This is a genomic window from Aromatoleum sp., from assembly GCF_032027225.1.
Lineage (GTDB): Bacteria > Pseudomonadota > Gammaproteobacteria > Burkholderiales > Rhodocyclaceae > Aromatoleum.
Map to the genome: position 1 here is coordinate 12,086 of NZ_JAVSMM010000026.1, position 26,336 is coordinate 38,421.

Sequence of the window (26,336 nt, forward strand, 5' to 3'; positions counted from 1 at the left end):
ACTCGATTCAACCGTGCCGGGACGCGCAGCGGTGCGCCCCGGCCATTTCGACTAGCCGGACCCATTTCCACTGCCGGGATGCTTCGCACGCGCGGCGGGATCAACAAGGAGGTTTTTCAATGCACAACATCATCCGCCAGCTGGACGAAAAGCGCGCGAAGGCCCGTCTCGGCGGCGGCCAGCGCCGCATCGACGCCCAGCATGCGAAGGGCAAGCTCACGGCGCGCGAGCGCATCGAACTGTTGCTCGACGAGGGCTCCTTCGAAGAGTGGGACATGTACAAGGAGCACCGCTGCACCGACTTCGGCATGGGCGCGGAAACCGTTCCGGGCGACGGCGTCGTCACCGGCTACGGCACGGTCAATGGTCGGCTGGTGTTCGTGTTCTCGCAGGACTTCACGGTGTTCGGCGGCTCGCTGTCGGAGACGCACGCGCAGAAGATCTGCAAGGTGATGGACCATGCGCTGAAGGTCGGCGCGCCGGTGATCGGCCTGAATGACTCGGGCGGCGCGCGCATCCAGGAAGGTGTCGATTCGCTCGGTGGCTACGCCGACGTCTTCCAGCGCAACGTCATCGCGTCGGGCGTCGTTCCGCAGATCTCGATGATCATGGGCCCGTGCGCGGGCGGCGCGGTGTACTCGCCGTCGATGACCGACTTCATCTTCATGGTGAAGGATTCGTCCTACATGTTCGTGACCGGCCCGGAAGTCGTGAAGACCGTCACGCACGAGGAAGTGACCGCCGAGGAGCTCGGCGGCGCAATCACGCACACGACGAAGTCCGGCGTCGCCGACCTCGCGTTCGAGGACGACGTCGAAGCGCTCGCGATGTTGCGCCACTTCATCGACTTCCTGCCGCTGTCGAACCGCGAGAAGCCGCCGGTCAAGCCGACGCTCGATCCCGCGGACCGGCTCGACGAGTCGCTCGACACGCTGGTGCCGGCGAACGCGAACCAGCCGTACGACATGAAGGAGCTGATCACGAAGGTCGTCGATGAGGGCGATTTCTTCGAGCTGCAGCCCGACTACGCGAAGAACATCCTGATCGGCTTCGGCCGCATGGAAGGCCAGACGGTGGGCATCGTCGCCAACCAGCCGCTGGTGCTCGCCGGCTGCCTCGACATCAAGAGCTCGATCAAGGCGGCGCGCTTCGTGCGCTTCTGCGACGCGTTCAATATCCCGGTCGTGACCTTCGTCGACGTGCCGGGTTTCATGCCGGGCACCAGCCAGGAATACGGCGGCATCATCAAGCACGGCGCGAAGCTGCTCTACGCGTACGCCGAATGCACCGTGCCGAAAGTCACCGTGATCACCCGCAAGGCCTACGGCGGCGCCTACGACGTCATGTCGTCCAAGCACCTGCGCGGCGACGTGAACCTCGCGTGGCCCTCGGCCGAAATCGCGGTGATGGGCCCGAAGGGCGCGGTCGAGATCATCTTCCGCGACGAGAAGAACGACCCCGAGAAGATCGCCGCGCGCGAAGCCGAATACAAGGAGAAGTTCGCGAACCCCTTCGTTGCCGCCCACCGCGGCTTCATCGACGACGTGATCATGCCGCACAACACGCGCAAGCGGATCTGCCGCTCGCTGGCGATGCTGCGCGACAAGCAACTCGACAATCCGTGGCGCAAGCACGGGAACATCCCGCTCTGATCGCATGCGACCGATCCTCGACTCGGTCCTTACGTGCCCGCGCTGCGGTCATCGCAAGTCCGAGCGGATGCCGACCGATGCGTGCCAGTACTTCTACGAGTGCGAGGGGTGCGGCACCTTGCTGAAGCCGCTGCCCGGCGACTGCTGCGTGTTCTGTTCATACGGCAGCGTGCCGTGTCCGCCGATTCAGCTTCGGCGGCCGTGCGGTTGCTGAAGCCAAATTAGGAATTTGTTCATGTTCAAAAAGATACTGATCGCAAACCGCGGTGAAATCGCCTGCCGGGTGATCAAGACCGCCCGCCAGATGGGCATTCAGACCGTCGCCGTGTATTCCGAAGCCGACAAGGAAGCGCGGCACGTCGACCTCGCCGACGAGGCCGTCTGCATCGGGCCGGCGGCGTCGAAGGAATCGTACCTGGTGATGGACAAGATCATCGCCGCATGCAAGCAGACCGGCGCCGAAGCCGTGCATCCGGGCTACGGCTTCCTGTCGGAGAACGCCGAGTTCTCGCGTCGCCTCGAAGAAGAAGGCATCAAGTTCATCGGGCCGAAGCACTATTCGGTCGCGAAGATGGGCGACAAGATCGAGTCGAAGAAGCTCGCGATCGAAGCCGGGGTGAACACCATTCCCGGCTACAACGACGCGATCGCGGGGCCGGAAGAGGCGGTCGAGATCGCGAAGAAGATCGGCTATCCGGTGATGATCAAGGCCTCGGCCGGCGGTGGCGGCAAGGGGCTGCGCGTCGCGTACAACGACCAGGAAGCGTTCGAAGGCTTCTCGTCGTGCGTCAACGAGGCACGCAACTCCTTCGGCGACGATCGCGTCTTCATCGAGAAGTACGTGCTCGAACCGCGCCACATCGAAATTCAGGTGCTGGGCGATTCGCACGGCAACTACGTGTACTTGAACGAGCGCGAGTGCTCGATCCAGCGGCGTCACCAGAAGGTCATCGAGGAGGCGCCGAGCCCCTTCCTCGACGCGGCAACGCGCAAGGCGATGGGCGAACAGGCGGTCGCACTCGCCCGTGCGGTGAACTACGAGTCGGCCGGCACGGTCGAGTTCGTCGTCAGCGGCGCGACGAAGGAGTTCTACTTCCTCGAGATGAACACCCGCCTGCAGGTCGAGCACCCCGTTACCGAACTCATCACCGGGCTCGACCTCGTCGAGCAGATGATCCGCATCGCGTACGGGGAGAAGCTGCCGATCGCGCAGGCCGACGTCAAGATCAACGGTTGGTCGATGGAGTGCCGCATCAACGCCGAAGACCCGTTCCGCGGCTTCCTGCCGTCGACCGGCCGGCTCGTGAAGTTCCAGCCGCCCGCCGAAGTGCCGGGGCAGGTGCGTGTCGACACCGGCGTCTATGAAGGCGGCGAGATCTCGATGTATTACGACTCGATGATCGCGAAGCTGATCACGCACGGCGCGACTCGCGACCAGGCGATCGAGCGGATGCGCGAGGCGCTCAACGCGTTCGTGATCCGCGGCATCAACTCGAACATCCCGTTCCAAGCCGCGCTGATGCAGCATCCGCGCTTCGCCTCCGGCAACTTCAACACCGGCTTCATCGCCGACGAGTACCCGAAGGGTTTCGACGCGTCGATGGTGCCGCACGACGACCCGGCGCTCTTCATCGCGGTCGCCGCGGCGCTGCACCGCAGCTTCGAAGACCGCGACTCGCAGATCTCCGGCCAGATGCCGGGGCACGAGCGTATCGTCGATGACGACTACACGGTGATCCGTGGCGACGAGCGCAGCCTCGTCGAGGTGCTGCCGGCCAACGGCGGCTATGACGTGAAGCTCGCCGGCGAAACCTTCGCGCTTCGCACCGACTGGCAGTTCGGCGAGGCGCTGATGAACGGCAGCCTGAACGGCAAGCCGTTCACGGTCCAGGTTGCGCGCGTCGGTCTGCGCTATCGCCTGTCGCACAACGGTACGCAGGCGGCGTTGCTGGTGATGAGCGCACGCTGGGCGGAGCTGCAGTCGCTGATGCCGACGAAGCTGCCGCCGGATCTGTCGCGCTTCCTGCTGTCGCCGATGCCTGGCCTGCTGCGCGAGATCGCGGTCACCGTGGGCCAGGAAGTGAAAGCGGGCGAAAAGCTCGCCGTCATCGAGGCGATGAAGATGGAAAACGTCCTGAAGGCCGAACAGGACGGCACGGTCAAGAAGATCGTGGCGACCGCCGGCGCGAGCCTCGCGGTCGACGAGGTGATCGTCGAGTTCGAGTAAGGCCGGCAGCCGGTAAGGCCGGCAGCCGGTCGGACGGGCGTGCAATGCGCCCGTTCCGACGCAAGGGGCTCGCGAAAGCGGGCCTTTTTTCTGCGCACGGGGCAGCGATGGGGCCCACGCGTGGGAGCGGCTCTTGCGGTCCCGTTATCAGCCCGAAATTAGCTACGTCCGTTCGTCCCGAACTTGGCCAAGGGCCGCGCCAGGCGCAAACGCGTGTTGGAGCTCGTTACGACCCGCAGCCGCAGCGGTTATCGACCTGTCCCGCGCGTGCCGGTCGCCGGACGGATCTCGCCGAATACGCCGCCCGCGTGATGCGACACGCGCAGCATTTTGCGCAGATACATTTGCGCCAATAGACTTCGTAAGATAATATACGGCCTCCAAACGGCCAACCGTCATGACGCACGGTTGGTCTCCTGACTGGCAGCACGTCGCATTTGTTTCCATCGCGACATCCGAATCGCTGTCACCGACCCGAAGTTCGAGCGGAACCCGTGATGGGCGTCCATTGCCCCGGACCGCGCTCGCCGCTCGGACGACAATTCAGGAGAATACGATGAACGCCAAAGTCCATCCGCTGACCCGCCCGCTCATCCTCGATGCGGCCTCCCGCTTCGTGCCGAAGCCTTTCAAGGTCTACACGCAGCGCGACCTCGACCAGATCGCGCCGCTCGCGAAGCTCTCCGACGAGCAACGCTTTGAGATGAAAGTCGTCTCGTCGGTGCTGCCGTTTCGCGTCAACCAGTATGTGATCGACCAACTGATCGATTGGAGCCGCGTGCCGGACGATCCGATCTTCCAGCTGACCTTCCCGCAGCGCGGCATGCTGTTGCCGGAGCACTACGAACGTGTCGCCGCGCTGCTCGCCGATGGTGCCGACAAGGCCGCGGTCGACGCGGCCATCGCCGACGTCCGCCTCGAACTGAACCCGCACCCGGCCGACCAGATGGAAATGAACATGCCGCGCGACGAGCACGGCAACCGTCTCGAAGGCATGCAGCACAAGTACCGCGAGACCGTGCTGTTCTTCCCGAGCCAGGGCCAGACCTGCCACAGCTATTGCAGCTTCTGCTTCCGCTGGGCGCAGTTCGTCGGCGACAAGGAGCTGAAGATCGCGTCGTCCGAGGCCGGCACGCTGCACGCATACCTGCGCGCGCACACGGAAGTCACCGACGTGCTATTCACCGGCGGCGACCCGATGGTGATGAAGACGCGGCACCTGCGCGAATATCTCGAGCCGCTGCTCACCCCCGAGTTCGAACATGTCCGCACCATCCGCATCGGCACGAAGGCGCTGAGCTTCTGGCCGTTCCGCTTCCTCGGGGCCGAGGATGCCGAGGAACTGATGATGCTGCTCGAGCGCCTCGTCGCCGCGGGCAAGCACGTCGCGCTGATGGCGCACTACAACCACTGGAAGGAGCTCGAAACCGGCCCGGCGCAGGCGGCCATCAAGCGGGTGCGCGCGACGGGCGTCGTCATCCGTGGTCAGGGCCCGCTGATCGCGCACATCAATGACGACCCGGAGGTCTGGGCGCGGCTGTGGCAGACGCAGGTGCGGCTGGGCATCGTGCCGTATTACATGTTCGTTGAGCGCGACACCGGCGCGCGCAACTATTTCGAAGTCCCGCTCGTGCGCGCGTGGGAGATCTACCGCGAGGCGATGCAGCGGGTGTCGGGGCTCGGACGGACCGCGCGCGGGCCGAGCATGAGCGCGAGTCCGGGCAAGGTCGAGATCCAGGGCGTCACCGAAGTCGCCGGCGAGAAGGTGATCGCGCTGCGCTTCATCCAGGGGCGCAACCCCGACTGGGTACAGCGGCCGTTCTTCGCGAAGTACGACGAGCAGGCGACGTGGCTCAACCATCTGAAGCCGGCTTTCGGCGACGAAAAGTGGTTCTGGGAGGACGAGTACGCTGCGATGCGCGACGGCTGAGATCGTGGCGTAGCGCAGGCGCCGGGATCCGCACGCATTGGCGCACTCGCAGCCGGGCCGGAGCGGAACTTGCAACGGATGGCTCGTCGCGCGTCGTCCGTCCCGGTGAACGCGCGAGGAGCGCGAAACTCAGGTTCACGACCTGGGTCGCTTTCGTTTAGGCTCCCGGCTGGAATGACGGCCGCCAACGGGAAGCTTTCGGGAGAGCGACATGCGATTCGATAATCACCGCGAAAGCGAGAACGTCGAGGATCGGCGCGGCGAGGCCGGACCTCGCTTCAGGCTTGGCGGACGCGGCGGGAAGATCGGCATCGGCACGATCGTGCTCGCGCTCGTCGCGATGTATTTCGGCATCGACCCCAGCGTCGTGCTCGACACCGCCAGCGTCGTCCAGTCACCTGCGCCCGAATCGTCCGCGCCGCGCTCGGCGGCCGAAAACGAGCTCGCCCGCTTCGCATCGATGGTGCTCGCCGACACCGAGGATACCTGGGGCCCGATCTTCGAATCCGCGGGCGGGCAATACCGGGAGCCGGGGATGGTGCTGTTCACCGGTGCGACGCGCAGCGCCTGTGGCGTCGGCCAGGCCGAAATGGGGCCGTTCTACTGTCCGGCCGACCAGAAGGTGTATCTCGACCTCTCCTTCTTCGACGAGTTGCATAACCGCTTCTCGGCGCCCGGCGACTTCGCGCAGGCGTACGTGATCGCGCACGAAGTCGGCCACCACGTGCAGAACCTGCTCGGCATTTCGGACCGGATGCAGCAGGCGCGCGGCCGAATGTCCGAACGCGACGCGAACGCGCTATCGGTCCGGGTCGAACTGCAGGCCGACTGTTTCGCGGGCGTCTGGGGCCATCACGCGGACCGCACGCGACAGATCCTCGAAGCAGGCGACGTCGAGGAGGCGCTGGGCGCCGCGTCCGCGATCGGCGACGACCGGCTGCAGAAAGAGGTGCAGGGCCGAGTCGTCCCCGACAGCTTCACGCACGGCAGCTCGGCGCAGCGTACCCGCTGGTTCCGCACGGGGCTCGAGCGCGGTGATCTGCGCGCCTGCGACACGTTCGCCGCCGATGCGCTGTGAACGAGGCGTGAAATGTAGGCGTCGGCTCCGCGAAAGATCACGAGAGCGTCATCACCGTCTTTGGCTTCCTTGCAAACAGGATTCGCGCGAGCGACGTGCGCGAGCAATTGCCCGCGCTCGCCGGCGGCCGGGTTCAATTCGAACGGCAAATGATTCGCGTCGAGCCCGCACGGGCCGTTCAGCACCAGAATACCGAGCGGGTAACCGGCGATGAGCGCGTGAAGCTCTTCGATGCGCGTTTCGTCAAAGTGAGGCGGCGGGTACATACGATGGTCCGTTACGCATTCCCGGCATTCCCGTAATCCCGCTCGCGTCCTGTCACCGGCTCGCAGTCCGGTGTGCAATACGTGCCGGCGGCCGGACCTTCCGCGGCCGGTCGCCGGTAGTCCGGGAAGCGCAGTCCTCTGCCGCTCGTTCGCTGCGGACCGATCAGCCAGCCAGGCGCGCGAATGCGTCGACGACTTCCGGCGGCGCCTGGACCAGTTCGATGAGCACGCCTTCGCCGCCGATCGGGAACTGGTCGTTGCCCTTCGGATGCAGGAAGGTGATGTCGAAGCCGGCCGCGCCGCGGCGGATGCCCCCGGGAGCGAAGCGGACGCCCTGCGCGCTGAGCCACTCCACGGCGACCGGCAGGTTGTCGACCCAAAGCCCGACGTGGTTCAGCGGCGTCGCGTGCACCGCGGGCTTCTTGTCCGCGTCGAGCGGTTGCATCAGGTCGACCTCGACCTTGAACGGCCCGGTGCCCATCGCGCAGATGTCCTCGTCGACGTTCTCGCGCTCGCTGACAAAATTGCCGGTGACTTCCAGCCCGAGCATGTCGACCCACAAAGTCTTGAGCTTTTCCTTGCTCGGACCCCCGATCGCGATCTGCTGGATGCCGAGGATTTTGAACGGGCGCTGCATCGCCATGGGTCTCTCCGTTGTTAAGAATTCATAATTATGGCGGGCGAGGGGGATGGCGTCGAGAGCCGCCTAGAGCGGTCCCGTGCATGCGTGCGGGCTAAATCCGGCGGTTCGCGTAGAGATCAACACAGGGAACGGCCACAGATGACTCCGGAATTTCCGGATTTAGCGCATTGATTCGTTCGTCCGACCTGCGGTTCGTGTTTCCGCCGAGAGGATTCACGCACCTCGCCGTGAGCACGCGATGGTCGACGCGGAGGGCTCCGCAAGTCGGGGGCGCGGATATCGCTGCGCTGGGTTCGGCCCTCGCCGGGAAGTCGCCGCGGTTACCGCTGTGATACCGGTCCAGCGAAAGCAGCCCGCCCGTCTCACTCCCAGCTCACCTGCGCCGAGAACAGGTAGCCTGCGCCGTACACCGTCTTGATCAGCTTCGGACTGTGCGGATCGTCGTCGAGCTTGCGGCGCAGGCGCGAGATGCGCACGTCGATGCTGCGGTCGAACGGATCGACGTCCCGTTCGCCGAGCAGCTGCTCGCGGCTCAGGATCTTGTTCGGCCGGCGCAGCAGCGCGAGCAGCAGCACCGCTTCGGCGGCCGACAGGCCGACTTCGCCGCCGTCGGGGCCGATCAGCGTGTGGCGCGCGCTGTCGAAGCGCCAGGTGCCGAAGACGGCGACGTTGCGCTCCGGGGCTTCGGCTTCGGGTGCGGCCGCGCGCAGGTAGCGGCGCAGGATCGAGCGCACGCGCGCGACGAGCTCGCGCGGCTCGAAGGGTTTGACGATGTAGTCGTCGGCGCCGAGTTCGAGCCCCAGCACGCGGTCGGTGACGTCGTTGCGTCCGGTCAGGATCAGCACCGCGCACGGGCTGCCGTCCTGCAATTCGCGCACGACCTGCATCCCGTCCATGTCGGGCAGGCCGAGGTCGACGATCACGAGGTCCGGCGGCGACTGGCGCGCGCGGGCGAGCAGCTCGCGGCCGGTCGCGACGTGCTCGGCGTGGAAGCCGTAGCCGGCGAGGGCGCTGCAGATGAGTTTCGCGATGTCCGGCTCGTCCTCGAGCACGAGGATCTGCGGCGGCGGGAGCAGGGTGTCGGTCATCGGTCGGTCGGTGTTCCGGTTGTTGGCGGTGAATCGAGAATTTCCGCGAGCTGGGCGGCGAGCGCGTCCTGTTCGAACGGTTTGCGCAGGATCGGCACGTCGAGTTCGGCGCTGCCGGCGAGCGCATTGTCGCTCGCGTAGCCGGTGATCATCAGGATCGGCATGTCCGGCCGCAAGGCGCGCGCGCGGGCGACGAGCTCCCGCCCGCCGATGTCGCCCGGCATCACCGTGTCGGTGACGAGGATGGCGATGTCCGGAACCGCTTCGAGCAGCGTCCAGGCTTCGTCGCCGTCGCCCGCTTCGAGAACCGGATAGCCGAGGGCGGTGAGCTGCAGCCGGATGATGCGCCGCACTTCGGGTTCGTCCTCCACGAGCAGCACCGGTCCGGCTGGCGCAGGCGCTTTGCCGACGGCGGTCTTCGTGCTGCTCTCCGCCGCAGCCGCAGGAGGCGCCGCACGCGGCAGCACGAAGGTCACCGTCGTGCCGACGCCCTTCGCGCTGCGGATGCGGATATTGCCGCCCGACTGACGGACGAAGCCGTACACCATCGCGAGCCCGAGCCCGCTGCCATGGCCGAACGGCTTCGTCGTGAAGAACGGTTCGAACAGGCGCGACAGCAGTTCGGGGTCGATGCCGCCGCCGGTGTCCGCGACGTCGATCTGCACGTAGTCGGCAACCGGCAGTTCGGTGGCTGCGGACTGCGCGGCGGAAATACGGCGCTCGCGGATCGCGATCGTCAGTTCGCCGCCGTTCGGCATCGCGTCGCGTGCGTTCAGCGCGAGGTTCAGCAGCGCGTTCTCGAGCTGGTGCGGGTCGACGAAGGCGTACAGCGGCGACGGGGGCAGTTGCGTCGCGAGGCGGATGTTCCCGGTCAGCGACCGCGACAGCAGCTGCGCCATGTTCAGCACCAGTGCGCCGACTTCGACCGCGACCGGCTCCAGCCCCTGGCCGCGCGAGAACGTCAGCAGGCGCTTGATGAGGTCGGCGCCGCGGCGCGCGGCGTGCAGCGCCGGGTCGAGGTGTTCGGCGGTGCCGGCGTCGGGTGGCAGCTTTTGCTGCAGCGCCGACAGGTTGCCGATGATGATCGTCAGCAGGTTGTTGAAATCGTGCGCGAGCCCGCCGGTGAGCTGGCCGACCGCTTCCATCTTCTGCGCCTGCACCAGCGCGGCCTCGCTCGCCTTCTGTTCGGTGATGTCCGTCGACAGCACGAAGTAGCCGACGACCGCGCCCTGCTCGGACACTTCCGGCACGATCACGCTGCGCGCATGGACGCGGCGGCCGCTGTCGAGCTTGCGCGAGTATTCGTAGCTGACGCGTTCGCCGGTCACCGCGACCTTGAGCTGCTCGACGACGAGCGGATACAGTTCGGTACCGAACACTTCGACGATGCTGCGCCCGACGATTGTCTCCTTCGTCAGGCCGAACCATTCCGCGTAGCCGCGGTTTGCGAACTGGTAGATCTCGTCGCGGCCGACGTAAGCGATCAGCGCCGGAATCGAATCGATGATCAGCTTCAGCCGTTCCTCGCTTCGCCGCAGCGCGCCGGCGATCGCGTCGATTTCCGCGTTCGCGCTTTCGAGTTCGGCGGTGCGAGCGAGCACGCGTGCTTCGAGCTCGGCGTTCTGCTGCTGGATGACCGCCTCGTTGCGGCGCTGCTCGGTGATGTCGGTCCACAGCGACACGAAGCCGAGGTTCGGTATCGGCACGCCGCGGATCGCGAGGATCTTGCCGTTCGGGCGCTCGCGCTCGACGTAATGCGGCATGAACGCGCGCGCCGCTGCCATGCGCTCGGCGACGAGCTTCTCGACGTCGCCGTCGCCGTATTCGCCGCGCTCCGCGTTGAAGCGCGCGAAGTCCTCGAACGGCGTGCCGACGCGCACCATCTTCTCGGGGAAATCCAGCAGCCGCAGCATCGCCTTGTTCCACGTGACGAGCTTCGGCGTCGCGTCGAACACCGCGATCGCCTGGTCGAGCAGGTCCAGCCCGGCGAGCAGCAGGTCGTAACGGCGAAGCTCGTGGGACGACGGCTTCGGTGACGGCGGCGCAGATTTCGAAGGGGGCGGCGTCGGGGGGTTGCGCAGCATCGGGCGTGCGTTCTCCGGGGTTCAGCGCGGTCGTGGCGCCCGGCCATTCTAGCCACCTGCGCGGGCGCAGTTGCGCCGACTACCTCACGCGGCGGGAGGATGCCGGTGCGGGCGTCGGGACGGGGAAGTCCGCAGTGCCGACCTGGTTCAGCAACTGCTTCCGGAATCGCTCCGGCGACAGCCCGGTCCAGGCGACGACCGCGCGGTAGAACGCGGACGTGTCCGCATAGCCGAGTTCGACGCCGATCTGCGCGACCGGCTGCGCGGTCTTGGTCAGCCGCGCGAGCGCGATGTCGCGGCGCAGCGCGTCCTTGATCGTGCGAAAGCTCGAGCCTTCCTCCTCGAGCCGCCGGTGCAGCGTGCGCGGCGACAGGTGCAGGCGGAGGGAGACGGTCTCGAGCGACAGGTTGTCGGGCAGGGCGTCGCGCAACAGGTCGCGCACGCGATACACCATGTCGCGGTCGCGCCGGTACAGCATCGTGATCTTGCCTGGCGCACCGTCGAGGAACGCGGTGAGCGCGGCCTCGTCGCGGCGGACCGGCAGGTCGAGCAGGTTGTCGCGCAGCCTCGCGACGAGCGTGCCGGCATCGAAGAACGAATGCTCCGTATACACCAGCGCGTAATCGTCGGCGTGCGGCGGGCGCGGGTAGGGGAAATGCACCGAGTCGAGCGCAAGCTCGCGGCTGACGAGCCAGCACGACACCGAGTGGATCAGGCGCAGCAGCCACTCGAACGCGAACACGCGCGCCGGGTCGCCGCGCCGGTCCGCGAGGCGGCGCGTCTCGGTGATGCGCAGCTCCGCGCGCTCGTCGCCGCGACGTACGCCGACCGCGAGATCGGGCAGCACGATGCGCAGGAAGCGCGCGGCGCGATCGAGCGCCTCGCCGAGCGTCGCCGCGCCGAGCATGCCGCGGCACAGGAACTCGAAGCTGCCCGAGCGCATCGGCTGCGAGAACAGGCCGAAGCCCTCGTCGTCCATCTCATGCCCGATCCGGTTGTACAGCGCCGCGTAGCGGTCGATCGGAACGCGGCTGGCAGCGTCTGCAAGGTGGATCCCCGTTGCCGCGAGCAAGGGCCCCGGGTCGCGCCCCTGGCGAACCATCCCCGACAGCATGCCGGTGACGAAGCCCATCGCGACAGTCGCACGGCGGCTGGGGGCGGCGCGGGGCGCGGGGGCGGCGAACGCGTCATCGGGGGAAGAAAGGGGCATCCGCGTGCTCGGGCAGAAGAGGGCGTGCGTTCGATCGGAAGGTTGGCGGATTTTGCACGATCGGCGTCCGGCCGGACAGTGGCCCTCGCCGGGTCAGCCTCCTAAGATGCAGGACATCAGCGATCATCACGTGGGAAACGACATGACCAACCTCAGCGAAGCCAAGAAGCTCGTCAACTACAAGCCGAAGAACAAGGTCCGCTTCGTGACGGCCGCGGCGCTCTTCGACGGTCACGATGCGTCGATCAACATCATGCGCCGCATCCTCCAGTCGACCGGCTCCGAAGTCATCCACCTCGGGCACAACCGTTCGGTCGGCGAGATCGTCAACGCGGCGCTGCAGGAAGACGTGCAGGGCATCGCGATCACGTCCTACCAGGGCGGACACGTCGAGTTCTTCAAGTACATGATCGACCTGCTGAAGGCCAACGGCGGCGAGAACATCAAGGTGTTCGGCGGCGGCGGCGGCGTGATCGTTCCGTCCGAGATCCGCGAACTGCACGACTACGGCGTCACGCGCGTGTATTCGCCGGAAGACGGCGCGATGCTCGGCCTGCAGGGGATGATCAACGACGTCGTCGAGAAATCCGATTTCGACCTCACCGCGGTCGCACCGCAGTCGGCCGACGAGGTCGTCAAGCAGTTGACGACCGGCGAGCGCGCCGCGCGCCAGCGTGCGCTGTCGCGCATCATCACCGCGCTCGAGAACGGCGCCTACGGCGACGACGTCAAGAAGGCGCTCGTCGAGGCCGCGGCGAAGCTCAAGACGCCCGCGCTCGGCATCACCGGCACCGGCGGCGCGGGCAAGAGCTCGCTGACCGACGAGCTCGTGCGCCGCTTCCGGCTCGACCAGAACGACAAGCTCAAGCTCGCGATCGTGTCGATCGACCCGTCGAGGAAGCGCACCGGCGGTGCGCTGCTCGGCGACCGCATTCGCATGAACGCGATCGAGCACGAGAACATCTTCATGCGCTCGCTGGCCACGCGCGAGACCGGCTCCGAGATCTCCGCGGCGCTCCCCGAAGTCATCGCCGCGACGAAGCTCGTCGGCTTCGACCTCGTCATCGTCGAGACCTCCGGCATCGGCCAGGGCAACGCCGCGATCGTGCCCTTCGTCGATCTGTCGCTGTACGTGATGACGCCCGAATTCGGCGCGGCGAGCCAGCTCGAGAAGATCGACATGCTCGACTTCGCCGATTTCGTCGCGATCAACAAGTTCGACCGCAAGGGCGCGGACGACGCGCTGCGCGACGTGAGGAAGCAGTACCAGCGCAACCGCGAACTCTTCAGCCAGCCGACCGACGCGATGCCGGTGTTCGGCACGATGGCCGCGCGCTTCAACGATGACGGCGTCACCGCGCTGTACCAGGCGATGTTCCCGAAGCTCGTCGAGAAGGGCCTGAAGGCGAAGCTGGGCGCGCTGCCGGTCGTGACGACGAAGGCGTCCTCGCACGGCCGCGCGATCGTGCCGGCCGAGCGCACGCGCTACCTCGCGGAAATCGCCGACACCGTCCGCGATTACCACAAGCACATCGAGCAGCAGGCGAAAGTCGCGCGCGAGCGCCAGTCGCTGAAGATCGCGAAGGGGCTGTTCGAGCAGTGCGGCAAGGACGCGGGCTCTTTTGCCGAGCTGATCGACTGGAAGGACGGCGAGCTGACCCCGGCGGCGAAGAAGCTGCTCGAGATGTGGCCGCGTACCAAGGAGCTCTACGCGGCCGACGAGTACGTCGTGAAGATCCGCGACAAGGAGATCCGCACCAAGCTGACCACCGAATCGCTGTCGGGCAGCAAGATCCGCAAGGTCGCGCTGCCGAACTTCGACGACGACGGCGAGTCGCTGCGCTTCCTGATGAAGGAGAACGTCCCGGGTTCGTTCCCCTACACCGCCGGCGTGTTCGCGTTCAAGCGCGAAGGCGAGGATCCGACGCGGATGTTCGCCGGTGAAGGCGACGCGTTCCGCACCAACCGCCGCTTCAAGAAAGTCTCCGAAGGCATGCCGGCGCACCGCCTGTCGACCGCGTTCGACTCGGTGACGCTGTACGGCTGCGACCCGGACGTGCGCCCGGACATCTACGGCAAGATCGGCAACTCCGGCGTGTCGATCGCGACGCTCGACGACATGAAGGTGTTGTACGACGGCTTCGACCTGTGCGCGCCCTCGACCTCGGTGTCGATGACGATCAACGGCCCGGCCCCGATCATCCTCGCGTTCTTCTTCAACACCGCGATGGATCAGCAGGTCGCGAAGTTCCGCGCCGACAACGGCCGCGAGCCGACCGAGACCGAGTTCCAGAAGATCAAGGAATGGACGCTGTCCTCGGTGCGCGGCACCGTGCAGGCCGACATCCTGAAGGAAGACCAGGGCCAGAACACCTGCATCTTCTCGACCGAGTTCGCGCTGAAGATGATGGGCGACATCCAGGAATACTTCGTCCATCACAAGGTGCAGAACTTCTACTCGGTGTCGATCTCCGGCTACCACATCGCCGAAGCCGGCGCGAACCCGATCTCGCAGCTCGCCTTCACGCTGTCGAACGGCTTCACCTACGTCGAGTCGTATCTCGCGCGCGGCATGCACATCGACGACTTCGCGCCGAACCTGTCGTTCTTCTTCTCGAACGGCATGGATCCGGAATACTCGGTGATCGGCCGCGTCGCCCGTCGCATCTGGGCGGTCGCGATGAAGAACAAGTACGGCGCGAACGAGCGCAGCCAGAAGCTGAAGTACCACGTGCAGACCTCGGGCCGCTCGCTGCATGCGCAGGAGATGGACTTCAACGACATCCGCACGACGCTGCAGGCGTTGATCGCGATCTACGACAACTGCAACTCGCTGCACACCAACGCGTACGACGAGGCGATCACGACACCGACCGAGGAATCGGTGCGCCGCGCGATGGCGATCCAGCTGATCATCAACCGCGAATGGGGCCTCGCGAAGAACGAGAACCCGAACCAGGGCGCGTTCATCATCGACGAGCTGACCGATCTCGTCGAAGAAGCGGTGCTCAAGGAGTTCGAGGCGATCGCCTCGCGCGGCGGCGTGCTCGGCGCGATGGAAACCGGCTTCCAGCGCGGCAAGATCCAGGAGGAGTCGCTGTACTACGAGCACAAGAAGCACGACGGCTCGTACCCGATCATCGGCGTGAATACCTTCCTGAACCCGAAGGGCAGCGCGCAGCAGGAGATCGAGCTTGCGCGCTCGACCGACGAGGAGAAGCAGGGCCAGCTGAAGCGCCTCGCCGACTTCCAGGCTCGCCACGCCGCGGAAGCGCCGAAGTGGCTCGCGAAGCTGCGCCAGACGGTCATCGAGAACGGCAACGTGTTCGACGTGCTCGTCGATGCGGTGCGCTACTGCTCGCTCGGCCAGATCACCTCGACGCTGTACCAGGTCGGCGGCCAGTACCGGCGCAGCATGTAAGCCGGCCGGAGGAGGCTCGGCAATGAAAACGGCGCCCGCGGGCGCCGTTTTTCGTGGTCGAATGGTTCGATCAGGTCGCGACGGTCGTCGCGTCCGCGGGCGGCACGTCCCTGTGCCACGGCGAGTGGGCTTCCCAGTCGACGAACTGGTCGACCGGGATCGGGCGGCCGACGAAATGTCCCTGTGCGGTGTCGCAGCCGAGGGCGCGCAGGCCGTCCCAAAGTGCCTCGCTTTCGACGCCCTCGGCGATGACGCCGAGGCCGAGGTTGTGGCCGAGTTCGACCGTCGAGCGCACGATGACTGCCGAACCGGCGTTCGTCAGCATGGTTCCGACGAAGGACTGGTCAATCTTCAGCGCGTCGACGGGCAGTTTCTGCAGGTAGCTGAGACTCGAATAACCGGTGCCGTAATCGTCGATCGAGAGCTCGACGCCGAGCTCCTTGAGCCGGACGAGCGTTTCGAGTGCGCCGGCCGGGTCTTCCATCAACGCGCTCTCGGTCAGTTCGAACTGCACCATCTCCGGCGGCATCGCCCAGGTCGCGAACAGGCTCGCGATGCGATCGACGAGGCGCGGGTCGCGCAGATCCTGCGCCGACAGGTTGACCGACAGCGGCTGCCGGACGCCGCTTTCGTACCAGGTATGACTCTGCCGGAACGCCGTCTCGAGCACCCAGCGCGTCAGCGGCATGATCAGGCCGGCGTGCTCGGCGAGCGCGATGAATTCCCCGGTCGCAACCATTCCATGCTGCGGATGCCGCCAGCGCACGAGCGCTTCGGCGCCGCAGACCTTCCCGGTGGCGATGGAGACCTTGGGCTGGCAATAGAGCGACAGCTCGTGCTTGTCGATCGCAGTGCGCAAGTCGCTCATCAGCGAGAGGCGCCGCGTGCATTCCTGGTCGACCGTTCCCTTGTAGAGCGCGATCTTCCCGATCGTGTTGCGCGCCTGTCCGGCTGCGATCTTCGCGCGCCGCAGGATCGCGTCCGGCGTACTGCCGTGCCCCGGATACATCGCGATGCCGATGAAGGCGTGCGGATCGACGGTCAGGCTGCCGACCGGCACCGGGTCGCAGACCTCGCGCATCATCTTTTGCGCGAGACGGAGGGCAACCTCCGCGCTCGTGTCCGGCAGCACCAGCGCGAACTCATCGTCGCCGCCGCGCGCGATGGTCCGGCCGTCGCCGGCGAGCTGCGACAGCCGCTTCGACATCTCGAGCACGAGGAGGTCGGCTTCCTGATAGCCGAGCGTGTCGCCGATTTCCTGGAAGCGGCCGATCTTGATGATCATCATCGCCAGCGGGTTGTGCGCCGCCTGGACCGCTTCGATCGAATCGGCCAGTTCCTGCTGCAGCGACGTGCGGTTCGGCAGGCCGGTCGGCGTGTCGAAGTAGGCCATGCGGCGGATCGTCTCTTCGGCTGCGCGGTGCCTCGCGCGAACCCTCAGCGTGTCGATGCCGAACGCGAGATCGTCGGCCATTTCGGCGAGCAGCCTGACTTCGCGCTCGCCGAAAGCGTCGCGCTCGCGCGCGAAGATCGTCAGATTGCCGGCGACCTCGCCACGGACGATCAGCGGAAACGCTGCAACCGACCCGTAACCGCGCTCGATCGCCTCCGTCAGCGGCATCGGCAGATGCGGCGCGCTGACCGCGCTGACGTCCTGCGCGATGGAGTGCTTTCCGGTTCTGACCGCTTCCGCAGTCGGACCGCCTTCTTCGTCGGTCCAGTTGTATTTGCCGACTTCGAGAAAACCGGATTCGAACCCGTGGTGGGCGACGGGACGGATCGTCTTCTGCTCGTCATGCTCGGCACAGCCGACCCACGCCATGCGGTAGCCGCCGACTTCGACGATGACGCGACACATCTCGTGCAACAGGCTCTGTTCGTCCTCTGCCCGTAGCAGCGTGCGATTTCCCGCGCTCAGCGTGCGCAAGGCACGTTCCGCGTAATCCATCGTTCCCCCTGCTCCTCGTGCGTGGCCGGTTCGAGCCGGCTTCGCCGCGTCTGCTCGTGCCCCTACGGCACGATGTCTCGTTATCGTTCGCGTCGCCGGGTGAAAACCGTTGAAGAAAGGGGGACAGCGCGAACGGCGCCCTCCTTGAAGTCATCGTAGAGCCCCGGTGGAGGGGGCGCAACGAGGTGCCGCCGGGCGCTGCGGCCTGCTTCTCGCCTCAAGCGGTTGACCGCGATTTCCATGCTCCGATCCCGACCGGCACCAGGGACAGCACGATGATCCCGACGATGACGGCGGTGAGGTTCTGCTTGATCCACGGCATGTTGCCGAACCAGTAGCCCGCGAATGTCAGCGACACGACCCACGCGAGCGCGCCGACGACGTTGAACAGCGTGAAGCGCGTGTAGGTCATGCTGCCGATCCCGGCCACGAACGGCGCGAAGGTGCGGAACAGCGGCAGAAAGCGCGAGATGACGAGCGTCTTGCCGCCGTGTTTCTCGTAGAACGCGTGCGTTTTTTCGAGCGCCGAGCGGTTGAAGAAGCGCGAGTCCTTCCATTGGAAGACGCGCGGCCCGAAATAGCGGCCGACCGAATAGTTGACGGTGTTGCCGAGGACCGCCGCGATCGTCAGGACCGCGATCAGCGTCGCGATGTCCATGCGCCCGATCGCCGCCAGCGCGCCGGCGACGAACAGCAGCGAATCGCCCGGCAGGAACGGCGTCACGACAAACCCCGTCTCGCTGAAGATCACCATGAACAGGATCGCGTAGATCCAGATGCCGTACGACTGCACCAGCAATTCCAGATGCTTGTCGAGGTGCAGGACGATGTCGAGGAGGAGATTGATGAGTTCCATGGGCGAATGGCAGCGGGCGACGTCGGCAGGGAGCGCGATTTTACCCGACGCCGCCACGCGCCGGCTGCCGCGGCTGCGGCTGTCGCAACACTGTTACGAAGCGGCGTCCGGCGAGCGGGCCCGCGCAGCGTTCGAGCGGTGGGGAAGGTGGGGCGTTCGAGGACTCGCGTACGCGCCGGCCGCCGGCTGCGATGACGAACGGATCGAATCCGCGCGTGTTCCGCCGTCGCGCCGTGGCCGGAAGTGCGAATGCAACAATTGAGTACATTTCCCAAACAGTTGCGCAAACATGGGTTGCGACACTGCGTCCCGACAACAGCGCGGAACGGCCCACGGGCCGACCGACGCGGGGCGCCACGATGCGCCCGCTCCCGGCACCCGATAACGACTACACAAGGGCCGGGCCGAGACGACGGAATTGGACCAAAGGAGGAGGTGGGTATGTCCGACAGCTGGCAAACCTCGCAGGCGGCCGCGCTCGACACGTTTCCGCGGCTGCTGATGCACCACGCCGCGGTTCGCTCGACGCGCCCGGCGATGCGCGAGAAGGAATACGGCATCTGGCAGACGTACACCTGGGCCGAGGTCGCGCAGAACGTGCGCGCGATCGCCTGCGGCCTCGCGGAACTTGGCTTCAAGCGCGGCGACCGCCTCGCGATCATCGGCGACAACCGGCCGCGGCTGTACTGGTCGGTCGCCGCCTGCCAGTGTCTCGGCGGCATTCCGGTGATGCTGTACCAGGACGCGGTCGCGCAGGAAATGACCTACGTGCTGCAGGACGCCGAGATCCAGTTCGCGATCGTCGAGGACCAGGAGCAGGTCGACAAGCTGCTCGAAGTCCGGGCGGACGTGCCCTTCCTGCGCCACGTGATCTACGACGACGCGCGCGGCCTCCGCCATTACACGCAGACGTTGCTGATGGCGCTCGACGCGCTGCAGGAGATGGGGCGCATCCACGATCGCAACCACCCGGACTTTCTCGACGCCGAGATCGACAAGGGTGCGCCCGACGACGTGTCGGTGATGCTGTACACGTCGGGCACCACCGGCAAGCCGAAAGGCGTATGCCAGACGCACGGCGCGTTCATCGCCGCGGCGACCGGCGCGATGCAGGTCGACGGACTCACCGACCGCGAGGACATCCTGTCCTACCTGCCGATGGCTTGGGTCGGCGACCACCTGTTCTCGTTCGCGCAGGCGATGGTCGCGGGTTTCGCGATCAACTGCCCGGAGTCGGGCGAGACGGTGATGACGGACCTGCGCGAGATCGGCCCGACCTACTACTTCGCGCCGCCGCGCGTGTTCGAGAACCTGCTGACGCAGGTGATGATCCGCATGGAGGACGCCGGCGCCATCAAGCGCGCGCTGTTCCGCTATTTCATGGAGGTCGCGCGCCGCTGTGGCGCCGACCTCCTCGACGGCAAGCCTGTTTCGGCAGCGGACCGGCTGCTGTACCGGCTCGGCGACCTTTTCGTCTACGGTCCGCTGAAGAACGTGCTCGGCATGAGCCGCATCCGCGTCGCCTACACCGCGGGCGCTGCGATCGGGCCGGATCTCTTCCGCTTCTACCGCTCGATCGGTGTGAATCTCAAGCAGTTCTACGGCCAGACCGAGACCTGCGCGTACGTGTGCCTGCAGCCCGACGGCCAGATCAAGCTCGACTCGGTGGGCAAGCCGGCGCCCTTCGTCGAAGTGAAGCTCGCAGACAACGGCGAGATCCTCGTCAAGGGGCCGATGCTGCTGAAGGCGTACTACAAGCGGCCGGATGCGACCGCCGAGTCGATCGACGCCGACGGCTACTTCATGACCGGCGACGCCGGCTTCTTCGACGCCGACGGGCATCTGAAGATCATCGATCGCGCGAAGGACGTCGGCCGGCTCGAGGACGGCTCGATGTTCGCGCCGAACTACATCGAGAACAAGCTGAAGTTCTTCCAGCACATCAAGGAGGCGGTGACCTTCGGCAACGGGCGCGACTTCGTCACCGCGTTCATCAACATCGACCTCGAGGCCGTCGGCAACTGGGCCGAGCGCAGAGGCATGGCGTACTCGGGCTACACCGATCTCGCCGCGCAGCCGGCGGTGTACGAGCTGATCCGCGAATGCGTCGAAAAGGTCAATGCGGACCTCGCGACCGACCCGAGGATGAGCGGCTCGCAGATCCGGCGCTTCCTGATCCTGCACAAGGAACTCGACGCCGACGACGGCGAGCTCACGCGCACGAGGAAGGTGCGGCGCACCTTCATCGCCGAGCGCTACGTGGTGTTGATCGACGCGCTGTTCTCGGAGCGCACGAGCCAGCATATCGAGACGGTCGTGAAGTACGAGGACGGCCGCGAAGGCCGCGTCAGCGCCGACCTGCGCATCGAGGACGCAAAGACCTTCGCGCCGCAGGCCGCGAAGCGGGCGGCTTGAGGAGAGGAGCATGATGATGAACGACCTGGCCCCCGTGGCCCACCTCCAGCCAGCGCCGCCCGCCGCCGACCGCCGCATCGGCGACGTGATCCTCGACCTGCAGAACATCTCGCTGTCGTTCGGCGGCGTGAAGGCGCTGACGAACATCAGCTTCGACATCCGCGAGCACGAGATCCGCTCGATCATCGGCCCGAACGGCGCCGGCAAGAGCTCGATGCTCAACGTCATCAACGGTGTCTACCACCCGCAGGAAGGCCGCATCCTGTTCCGCGGCGAGCCGCGGCACAAGATGGAGCCGCACGTCGCCGCCGCACAGGGCATCGCGCGCACCTTCCAGAACATCGCGCTCTTCAAGGGCATGACCGTCATCGACAACATCATGACCGGGCGCAACCTGAAGATGAAATGCAACCTCTTCGAGCACGCGCTGTTCTGGGGGCGCGCGCAGCGCGAGGAGATCGAGCACCGGCGCAAGGTCGAGGAGGTCATCGACTTCCTCGAGATCCAGAGCATCCGCAAGACGCCGGTCGGGCGCCTGCCGTACGGCCTGCAGAAGCGCGTCGAGCTCGGCCGCGCGCTCGCCGCCGAACCGAGCCTGCTGCTGCTCGACGAGCCGATGGCCGGCATGAACGTCGAGGAGAAACAGGACATGTGCCGCTTCATCCTCGACGTGAACGACCAGTTCGGCACGACGATCGTGCTGATCGAGCACGACATGGGCGTCGTCATGGACATCTCCGACCGCGTCGTCGTGCTCGACTACGGCAAGAAGATCGGCGACGGCGCGCCGGACGACGTGAAGAACAACCCCGAAGTCATCGCTGCCTATCTGGGCACGTCGCACTAAACGACGCACGAATGACAGGGACGAGGAGACAAGGATGACGTTTTTCTTCGAAGTGCTGATTGGCGGCCTGCTGTCGGGCGTGCTGTATGCGCTGGTCGCGCTCGGCTTCGTGCTGATCTACAAGGCATCCGGTGTGTTCAATTTCGCGCAGGGCGCGATGGTGTTCTTCGCCGCGCTGACCTTCGTCGGCTTCCGCGAAGTGCTGCCGGGCTGGACCGGCATGGAGGCCGACGGCGCGGGCGTGTTCTGGATGGCGTTCGTGCTCGCGCTCGCGGCGATGATCGTGCTCGGCATCCTGACCGAGAAGGTCGTGCTGCGTCCGCTCGTGAACCAGCCGCCGATCACGCTCTTCATGGCGACGATCGGCCTGACTTTCCTCATCGAAGGCCTCGCGCAGGCGATGTGGGGCGCGAATGTGCGTGGGCTGTCGCTCGGTATTGCCGACGAGCCTGTCGAATGGATCATGGAGAGCGCCGACATCCTCGTGTCGAAATTCGACCTCTTCGCCGCGGCGCTCGCCGGTGCGTTGGTCGCGTCGCTCGCGCTGCTTTTCCAATACACGAAAGTCGGCCGCGCGCTGCGCGCGGTCGCCGACGACCACCAGGCGGCACTGTCGATCGGCATTCCGCTGCAGCACATCTGGGCCATCGTCTGGGCGGTCGCGGGCTTCGTCGCGCTCGTCGCCGGCCTGATCTGGGGCGCCCGCAGCGGCGTGCAGTTTGCGCTGACCTTCACCGCGCTGAAGGCCTTGCCGGTACTGATCCTCGGCGGCTTCACGTCGGTGCCCGGCGCGATCGTCGGCGGGTTGATCATCGGCGCATCCGAGAAGCTCGCCGAAGTCTATGTTGGGCCGATGGTCGGCGGCGGCATCGAAGGCTGGTTCCCGTACGTGCTCGCGCTCGGCTTCCTGCTGATCCGCCCCGAGGGGCTGTTCGGCGAGCGTCATATCGATCGGGTCTGACGCGCTTCGCGACCGCGACGGTACGTCGCGACTGAACCGGCAACTGAACACAAGCGTCCGCGCCAAGCCCGCCGAAGGGCCGGGACGTGGCTGCGACAAGCTAGGCCCGAACGGTCTTTGGTCGCCGCGTTAATCAAGAGAAAGACGGAGACAACGCATGCTTTACCGTGAAGCCGGCCAGTTCAAGGCCAGTTACCAGGCGGATCAGCAGATCTTCCCGATCCGCCAGGACAGACTCGGATTCCTCGCGATCCTCGGCGTCTTCTTCCTCGCCGTGCCGGCGCTCGCGAACGAGTACTGGCTGCAGGCGATCCTGATTCCGGTGCTGATTTTCTCGCTCGCCGCGATCGGGCTGAACATCCTGACCGGCTACGCCGGGCAGCTGTCGCTCGGCTCGGCAGCGTTCATGGCGGTCGGGGCGTTCGGCGCGTACAACTTCATGCTGCGCCTCGACGGCATTCCGTTCGTCGTCGCGTTGATGGGAGGCGGGCTGTGCGCGGCGGCGGTCGGCGTCGCGTTCGGCTTGCCGAGCCTGCGCATCAAGGGCTTCTATCTCGCGGTCGCGACGCTCGCGGCGCAGTTCTTCATCGTCTGGGCGCTGGTGAAGTTCCCGTGGTTCTCGAACCATTCGTCGTCGGGCGTCATCACTGCGCAGCAGGTCGAGATCCTCGGCTTCGTGTTCGACACGCCGGTGTCGAAGTACCTGCTGACGCTGTCGATCGTCGCGGTGCTCGCGCTCGTCGCGAAGAACCTCGTGCGCAGCACGACCGGGCGCAAATGGATGGCGGTGCGCGACATGGACGTCGCGGCCGAAGTCATCGGCATCCGCCCGATGCGCGCGAAGCTGTCGGCGTTCGCGGTGTCGTCGTTCTACTGCGGCGTCGCCGGCGCGCTGTACGCCTACACCTATCTCGGCACCGTCGAGCCGGAAGGCTTCAACCTCGACCTGTCGTTCCGCATCCTCTTCATGATCATCATCGGCGGCGTCGGCTCGATCATGGGGTCCTTCCTCGGCGCGGCCTTCATCGTGCTGCTGCCGATCTTCCTGAACGTCACGATGCACGCGCTGTTCGCCGGCTCGATGCCGGCCGGCCTCGCATCCAACCTCGAACTCATCATCTTCGGCGGACTGATCATCTTCTTCCTGATCGTCGAGCCGCACGGCCTCGCGCGGCTGTGGCAGATCGGCAAGGAGAAGCTGCGGCTGTGGCCGTTCCCGCACTGAGCACCAAACGCCGCGGTGTCCGCCGCGCGGCGGACACCGCGGAAGAACGCAGCACCATTAAATAAAAGAGGAGGCACCATGAAACTGAAGCGGACCGCACTCATCGGCACCACGATCGCCGGCTTGCTCGCGAGCGGCTACGCGCTCGCGCAGGAACAATTCATCGGCCTGCCGAGCTACCGCGTCGGCCCGTTCGGCTCGAATGGCGCGTCGCTGTACGGCGGCTGGATCGACTACATGTCGATGATCAACGCGCGCGACGGCGGCGTGAACGGCGTCAAGCTGACGTGGGAGGAGTGCGAGACCGAGTACAACAACGCGCGCGGCGTCGAGTGCTACGAGCGGCTGAAGGGCAAGGGGCCGACCGGCAACACGACCTTCCAGCCGTTGTCGACCGGCATCACGTATTCGGTGCTCGAGAAGGTCGCGCAGGACAAGATCCCGATGGTGACGATCGGCTACGGCCGCACCGACGCCGCGGACGGCCGCGTGTTCCCGTGGGTCTTCCCGATGATCTCGACGTACTGGACGCAGGCGTCCGCGATCATCAACTATCTCGGCCAGAAAGAGGGCGGGATGGACAAGCTCAAGGGCAAGAAGATCGGCCTGCTGTACCACGACTCGGCCTACGGCAAGGAGTCGCACGCGATCCTCGACAAGCTCGCGGCGAAGCACGGCTTCACGATCGAGAAGATCGCCGTCGCGAACCCGGGCAACGAGCAGCAGGCGCAGTGGCTGCAGATCCGCCAGATGAAGCCCGACTACGTGATCCTGTGGGGCTGGGGCGTGATGAACGCGACCGCGCTGCGCACCGCGCAGAAGACCGGCTATTCGCGCGACAAGATCGTCGGCGTGTGGTGGTCGGGGTCGGAGGAGGACACGATTCCGGCCGGCGACGCCGCGAAGGGCTACACGGCCGCAGGCTTCAACGTCGCCGGCGCGAACTACCCGGTCGTGCAGGACATCCAGAAGCACGTCTACGCGAAGGGCGCCGGCAACATGGCCGAGAAGGATCGCGTCGGCTCGGTGCTCTACAACCGCGGCGTCGTGCACGGAATCATCACCGTCGAGGCGATCCGCAAGGCGCAGGAAAAGTACGGCAAGGGCAAGCCGATGACCGGCGAGCAGATGCGCTGGGGCTTCGAGAACCTCAACATCGACAACGCGCGCCTCTCGCAACTCGGCGCCGCCGGCTTCATGCCCGACTTGAAGATCACCTGCGCCGACCACGAAGGCGCCGGCAAGGTGAAGTTCCAGCAGTGGGACGGCACGAAGTGGAAGGTCGTCACCGACTGGATCAGTGGCGACCAGTCGGTGGTGCGGCCGATGATCGAGGAGTCGGCCGCCGCGTACGCGAAGGAAAAGGGCATCACGCCGCGCGACTGTTTGAAGGAGAGCTGATCGCGAGCGGCGGAGCGCCCGCGTTCCGGTGCCGCTTCCCGCAAAAGGCCCGGCCGACCCATGCCGGCGGGGCCCTTCAGGGACAGCGCTGAAGGGCACCAGCACGACTTCGACGGGTGCGTCCTGAGCGAAGTCGAAGGGCTCGGCGCGAACGGATTCAGTGGCCGGGTTGAGAAGCCCGCGCGCCGAGAGGCGAAAACCAAGGCGAACACACAGCATGCAGACGAACACCGCGACCGCTGCCGCCACGTCGGCGGCCCAGCCTTACCTAAGTATCAACAATGTCGAGGTCATCTACGACCACGTGATCCTCGTGCTCAAGGGCGTGTCGCTCGACGTGCCAAAGGGCAAGATCGTCGCGCTGCTCGGCGCGAACGGCGCCGGGAAGTCGACGACGCTGAAATCGATCTCGAACCTGCTGCGCGCCGAGCGCGGCGACGTGACGAAAGGCAGCATCGAGTTCAAGGGCGCGCGCGTCGACCAGATGACGCCGAACGACCTCGTCAAGCGCGGCGTCATCCAGGTCATGGAAGGCCGCCATTGCTTCGGCCACCTGACGATCGAGGAAAACCTGCTGACGGGCGCCTACACGCGCTCGATCTCGCGCGGCGAGCTGAGGGACAACCTCGAGAAGGTCTATCACTACTTCCCGCGGCTGAAGACGCGCCGCACGTCGCAGGCGGGCTACACGTCGGGCGGCGAGCAGCAGATGTGCGCGATCGGCCGCGCGCTGATGGCCAAGCCGGAGATGATCCTGCTCGACGAGCCGTCGATGGGCCTCGCGCCGCAGATCGTCGAGGAGATCTTCGAGATCGTGAAGGACCTCAACGCGAAGGAGCAGGTCAGCTTCCTCCTCGCCGAGCAGAACACGATGGTCGCGCTGCGCTACGCCGACTACGGCTACATCATGGAAAACGGCCGCATCGTGATGGAAGGCGAAGCGAAGGGCCTCGCCGCGAACGAGGACGTCAAGGAGTTCTACCTCGGCCTGTCGGGCGAGGGGCGGAAGAGCTTCCGCGACGTGAAGCACTACCGCCGCCGCAAGCGCTGGCTCTCGTGACGACGGGAGATCGCGGCGCGATGC

18 protein-coding genes and 1 pseudogene are annotated in these 26,336 nt (G+C 66.1%); 12 read left to right on the forward strand and 7 right to left on the reverse strand.

Features of this window, described 5'->3' with window-relative positions:
- The first annotated feature begins 119 nt into the window (after positions 1 to 119).
- From ROZ37_RS20320 to ROZ37_RS20340, 5 genes are all read left to right on the forward strand, one after another.
- Complete coding sequence (locus ROZ37_RS20320; protein ID WP_312662387.1) at positions 120 to 1,652, forward strand: acyl-CoA carboxylase subunit beta; 1,533 nt, start codon at positions 120 to 122, stop codon at positions 1,650 to 1,652.
- Positions 1,653 to 1,656: 4 nt separating this feature from the next.
- Positions 1,657 to 1,866: a GDCCVxC domain-containing (seleno)protein gene (locus ROZ37_RS20325; RefSeq protein WP_312662388.1), complete on the forward strand. Its 210-nt coding sequence runs from the start codon at positions 1,657 to 1,659 to the stop codon at positions 1,864 to 1,866.
- A gap of 21 nt (positions 1,867 to 1,887) precedes the next feature.
- Positions 1,888 to 3,879 (forward strand): acetyl-CoA carboxylase biotin carboxylase subunit, encoded by a 1,992-nt coding sequence (gene accC / locus ROZ37_RS20330; protein WP_312662389.1) that lies wholly within the window; start codon positions 1,888 to 1,890, stop codon positions 3,877 to 3,879.
- Between the two features lie 556 nt (positions 3,880 to 4,435).
- On the forward strand, positions 4,436 to 5,809 hold the full coding sequence (locus ROZ37_RS20335; RefSeq protein ID WP_312662391.1) for a lysine 2,3-aminomutase: 1,374 nt from the start codon (positions 4,436 to 4,438) through the stop codon (positions 5,807 to 5,809).
- Positions 5,810 to 6,020: 211 nt separating this feature from the next.
- Complete coding sequence (locus tag ROZ37_RS20340; RefSeq protein WP_312662392.1) at positions 6,021 to 6,887, forward strand: neutral zinc metallopeptidase; 867 nt, start codon at positions 6,021 to 6,023, stop codon at positions 6,885 to 6,887.
- Positions 6,888 to 6,952: 65 nt separating this feature from the next.
- On the opposite strand, the pseudogene ROZ37_RS22140 reads toward ROZ37_RS20340, so the two are convergent.
- From ROZ37_RS22140 to ROZ37_RS20365, 5 genes and pseudogenes are all read right to left on the reverse strand, one after another.
- Positions 6,953 to 7,153 (reverse strand): annotated as a pseudogene (locus tag ROZ37_RS22140) (FMN-binding negative transcriptional regulator); the annotation flags it as partial.
- A gap of 163 nt (positions 7,154 to 7,316) precedes the next feature.
- Positions 7,317 to 7,796, reverse strand: a complete 480-nt coding sequence (locus ROZ37_RS20350; protein ID WP_312662394.1) for a VOC family protein — start codon at positions 7,794 to 7,796, stop codon at positions 7,317 to 7,319.
- A 362-nt stretch (positions 7,797 to 8,158) separates the two neighbouring features.
- Positions 8,159 to 8,884: a response regulator transcription factor gene (locus ROZ37_RS20355; RefSeq protein ID WP_312662395.1), complete on the reverse strand. Its 726-nt coding sequence runs from the start codon at positions 8,882 to 8,884 to the stop codon at positions 8,159 to 8,161.
- The gene (locus tag ROZ37_RS20360) at positions 8,881 to 10,968 is read right to left on the reverse strand and encodes a PAS-domain containing protein (RefSeq protein WP_312662396.1); all 2,088 of its coding nucleotides are present in this window, start codon (positions 10,966 to 10,968) and stop codon (positions 8,881 to 8,883) included. The genes ROZ37_RS20355 and ROZ37_RS20360 overlap by 4 nt, the downstream gene beginning before the upstream one ends.
- 79 nt (positions 10,969 to 11,047) lie before the next feature.
- A complete protein-coding gene (locus ROZ37_RS20365; RefSeq protein ID WP_312662431.1) occupies positions 11,048 to 12,100 on the reverse strand; it encodes an AraC family transcriptional regulator in 1,053 nt (350 codons plus the stop codon).
- Positions 12,101 to 12,320: 220 nt separating this feature from the next.
- Here ROZ37_RS20365 and icmF point away from each other — a divergent pair, with 220 nt between their 5' ends.
- A complete protein-coding gene (gene icmF, locus ROZ37_RS20370; RefSeq protein WP_312662397.1) occupies positions 12,321 to 15,599 on the forward strand; it encodes a fused isobutyryl-CoA mutase/GTPase IcmF in 3,279 nt (1,092 codons plus the stop codon).
- 70 nt (positions 15,600 to 15,669) lie between these two features.
- Here the strand turns inward: icmF and ROZ37_RS20375 are convergent, their stop codons facing one another.
- Both ROZ37_RS20375 and ROZ37_RS20380 read right to left on the reverse strand, forming a co-directional pair.
- Complete coding sequence (locus ROZ37_RS20375; RefSeq protein WP_312662398.1) at positions 15,670 to 17,547, reverse strand: EAL domain-containing protein; 1,878 nt, start codon at positions 17,545 to 17,547, stop codon at positions 15,670 to 15,672.
- Positions 17,548 to 17,764: 217 nt separating this feature from the next.
- Positions 17,765 to 18,403, reverse strand: coding sequence for a DedA family protein (locus ROZ37_RS20380; RefSeq protein WP_312662400.1), 639 nt, complete (start codon positions 18,401 to 18,403; stop codon positions 17,765 to 17,767).
- Between the two features lie 441 nt (positions 18,404 to 18,844).
- Between ROZ37_RS20380 and ROZ37_RS20385 the strand changes: the two genes are divergently transcribed.
- The 6 genes from ROZ37_RS20385 (at position 18,845) to ROZ37_RS20410 (ending at position 26,312) form a co-directional block, all read left to right on the forward strand.
- Positions 18,845 to 20,818 carry an AMP-binding protein gene (locus ROZ37_RS20385; protein WP_312662401.1) on the forward strand — a complete coding sequence of 658 codons (1,974 nt, stop codon included), beginning with the start codon at positions 18,845 to 18,847 and terminating at the stop codon, positions 20,816 to 20,818.
- A 10-nt stretch (positions 20,819 to 20,828) separates the two neighbouring features.
- On the forward strand, positions 20,829 to 21,665 hold the full coding sequence (locus ROZ37_RS20390; RefSeq protein ID WP_312662403.1) for an ABC transporter ATP-binding protein: 837 nt from the start codon (positions 20,829 to 20,831) through the stop codon (positions 21,663 to 21,665).
- A gap of 34 nt (positions 21,666 to 21,699) precedes the next feature.
- A complete protein-coding gene (locus tag ROZ37_RS20395; protein WP_312662405.1) occupies positions 21,700 to 22,626 on the forward strand; it encodes a branched-chain amino acid ABC transporter permease in 927 nt (308 codons plus the stop codon).
- A gap of 157 nt (positions 22,627 to 22,783) precedes the next feature.
- On the forward strand, positions 22,784 to 23,851 hold the full coding sequence (locus ROZ37_RS20400; RefSeq protein WP_312662407.1) for a branched-chain amino acid ABC transporter permease: 1,068 nt from the start codon (positions 22,784 to 22,786) through the stop codon (positions 23,849 to 23,851).
- A gap of 78 nt (positions 23,852 to 23,929) precedes the next feature.
- Positions 23,930 to 25,252 (forward strand): ABC transporter substrate-binding protein, encoded by a 1,323-nt coding sequence (locus ROZ37_RS20405; RefSeq protein ID WP_312662408.1) that lies wholly within the window; start codon positions 23,930 to 23,932, stop codon positions 25,250 to 25,252.
- Positions 25,253 to 25,469: 217 nt separating this feature from the next.
- Complete coding sequence (locus ROZ37_RS20410) at positions 25,470 to 26,312, forward strand: ABC transporter ATP-binding protein (protein ID WP_312662409.1); 843 nt, start codon at positions 25,470 to 25,472, stop codon at positions 26,310 to 26,312.
- Positions 26,313 to 26,336 lie beyond the last annotated feature (24 nt).

What these genes read in the sequence shown, in the direction of transcription:
- ROZ37_RS20410 (WP_312662409.1), top strand. Translation starts at nt 25,470, where the DNA reads ATGCAGACGAACACCGCGACCGCTGCCGCCACGTCGGCGGCCCAGCCT.
- ROZ37_RS20360 (WP_312662396.1), bottom strand. Translation starts at nt 10,968, where the DNA reads ATGCTGCGCAACCCCCCGACGCCGCCCCCTTCGAAATCTGCGCCGCCG.
- icmF (WP_312662397.1), top strand. Translation starts at nt 12,321, where the DNA reads ATGACCAACCTCAGCGAAGCCAAGAAGCTCGTCAACTACAAGCCGAAG.
- ROZ37_RS20365 (WP_312662431.1), bottom strand. Translation starts at nt 12,100, where the DNA reads ATGGGCTTCGTCACCGGCATGCTGTCGGGGATGGTTCGCCAGGGGCGC.
- ROZ37_RS20405 (WP_312662408.1), top strand. Translation starts at nt 23,930, where the DNA reads ATGAAACTGAAGCGGACCGCACTCATCGGCACCACGATCGCCGGCTTG.
- ROZ37_RS20320 (WP_312662387.1), top strand. Translation starts at nt 120, where the DNA reads ATGCACAACATCATCCGCCAGCTGGACGAAAAGCGCGCGAAGGCCCGT.
- ROZ37_RS20390 (WP_312662403.1), top strand. Translation starts at nt 20,829, where the DNA reads ATGATGATGAACGACCTGGCCCCCGTGGCCCACCTCCAGCCAGCGCCG.
- ROZ37_RS20355 (WP_312662395.1), bottom strand. Translation starts at nt 8,884, where the DNA reads ATGACCGACACCCTGCTCCCGCCGCCGCAGATCCTCGTGCTCGAGGAC.
- ROZ37_RS20375 (WP_312662398.1), bottom strand. Translation starts at nt 17,547, where the DNA reads ATGGATTACGCGGAACGTGCCTTGCGCACGCTGAGCGCGGGAAATCGC.
- ROZ37_RS20350 (WP_312662394.1), bottom strand. Translation starts at nt 7,796, where the DNA reads ATGGCGATGCAGCGCCCGTTCAAAATCCTCGGCATCCAGCAGATCGCG.
- ROZ37_RS20400 (WP_312662407.1), top strand. Translation starts at nt 22,784, where the DNA reads ATGCTTTACCGTGAAGCCGGCCAGTTCAAGGCCAGTTACCAGGCGGAT.
- ROZ37_RS20325 (WP_312662388.1), top strand. Translation starts at nt 1,657, where the DNA reads ATGCGACCGATCCTCGACTCGGTCCTTACGTGCCCGCGCTGCGGTCAT.
- ROZ37_RS20335 (WP_312662391.1), top strand. Translation starts at nt 4,436, where the DNA reads ATGAACGCCAAAGTCCATCCGCTGACCCGCCCGCTCATCCTCGATGCG.
- ROZ37_RS20385 (WP_312662401.1), top strand. Translation starts at nt 18,845, where the DNA reads ATGTCCGACAGCTGGCAAACCTCGCAGGCGGCCGCGCTCGACACGTTT.
- ROZ37_RS20380 (WP_312662400.1), bottom strand. Translation starts at nt 18,403, where the DNA reads ATGGAACTCATCAATCTCCTCCTCGACATCGTCCTGCACCTCGACAAG.
- accC (WP_312662389.1), top strand. Translation starts at nt 1,888, where the DNA reads ATGTTCAAAAAGATACTGATCGCAAACCGCGGTGAAATCGCCTGCCGG.
- ROZ37_RS20340 (WP_312662392.1), top strand. Translation starts at nt 6,021, where the DNA reads ATGCGATTCGATAATCACCGCGAAAGCGAGAACGTCGAGGATCGGCGC.
- ROZ37_RS20395 (WP_312662405.1), top strand. Translation starts at nt 21,700, where the DNA reads ATGACGTTTTTCTTCGAAGTGCTGATTGGCGGCCTGCTGTCGGGCGTG.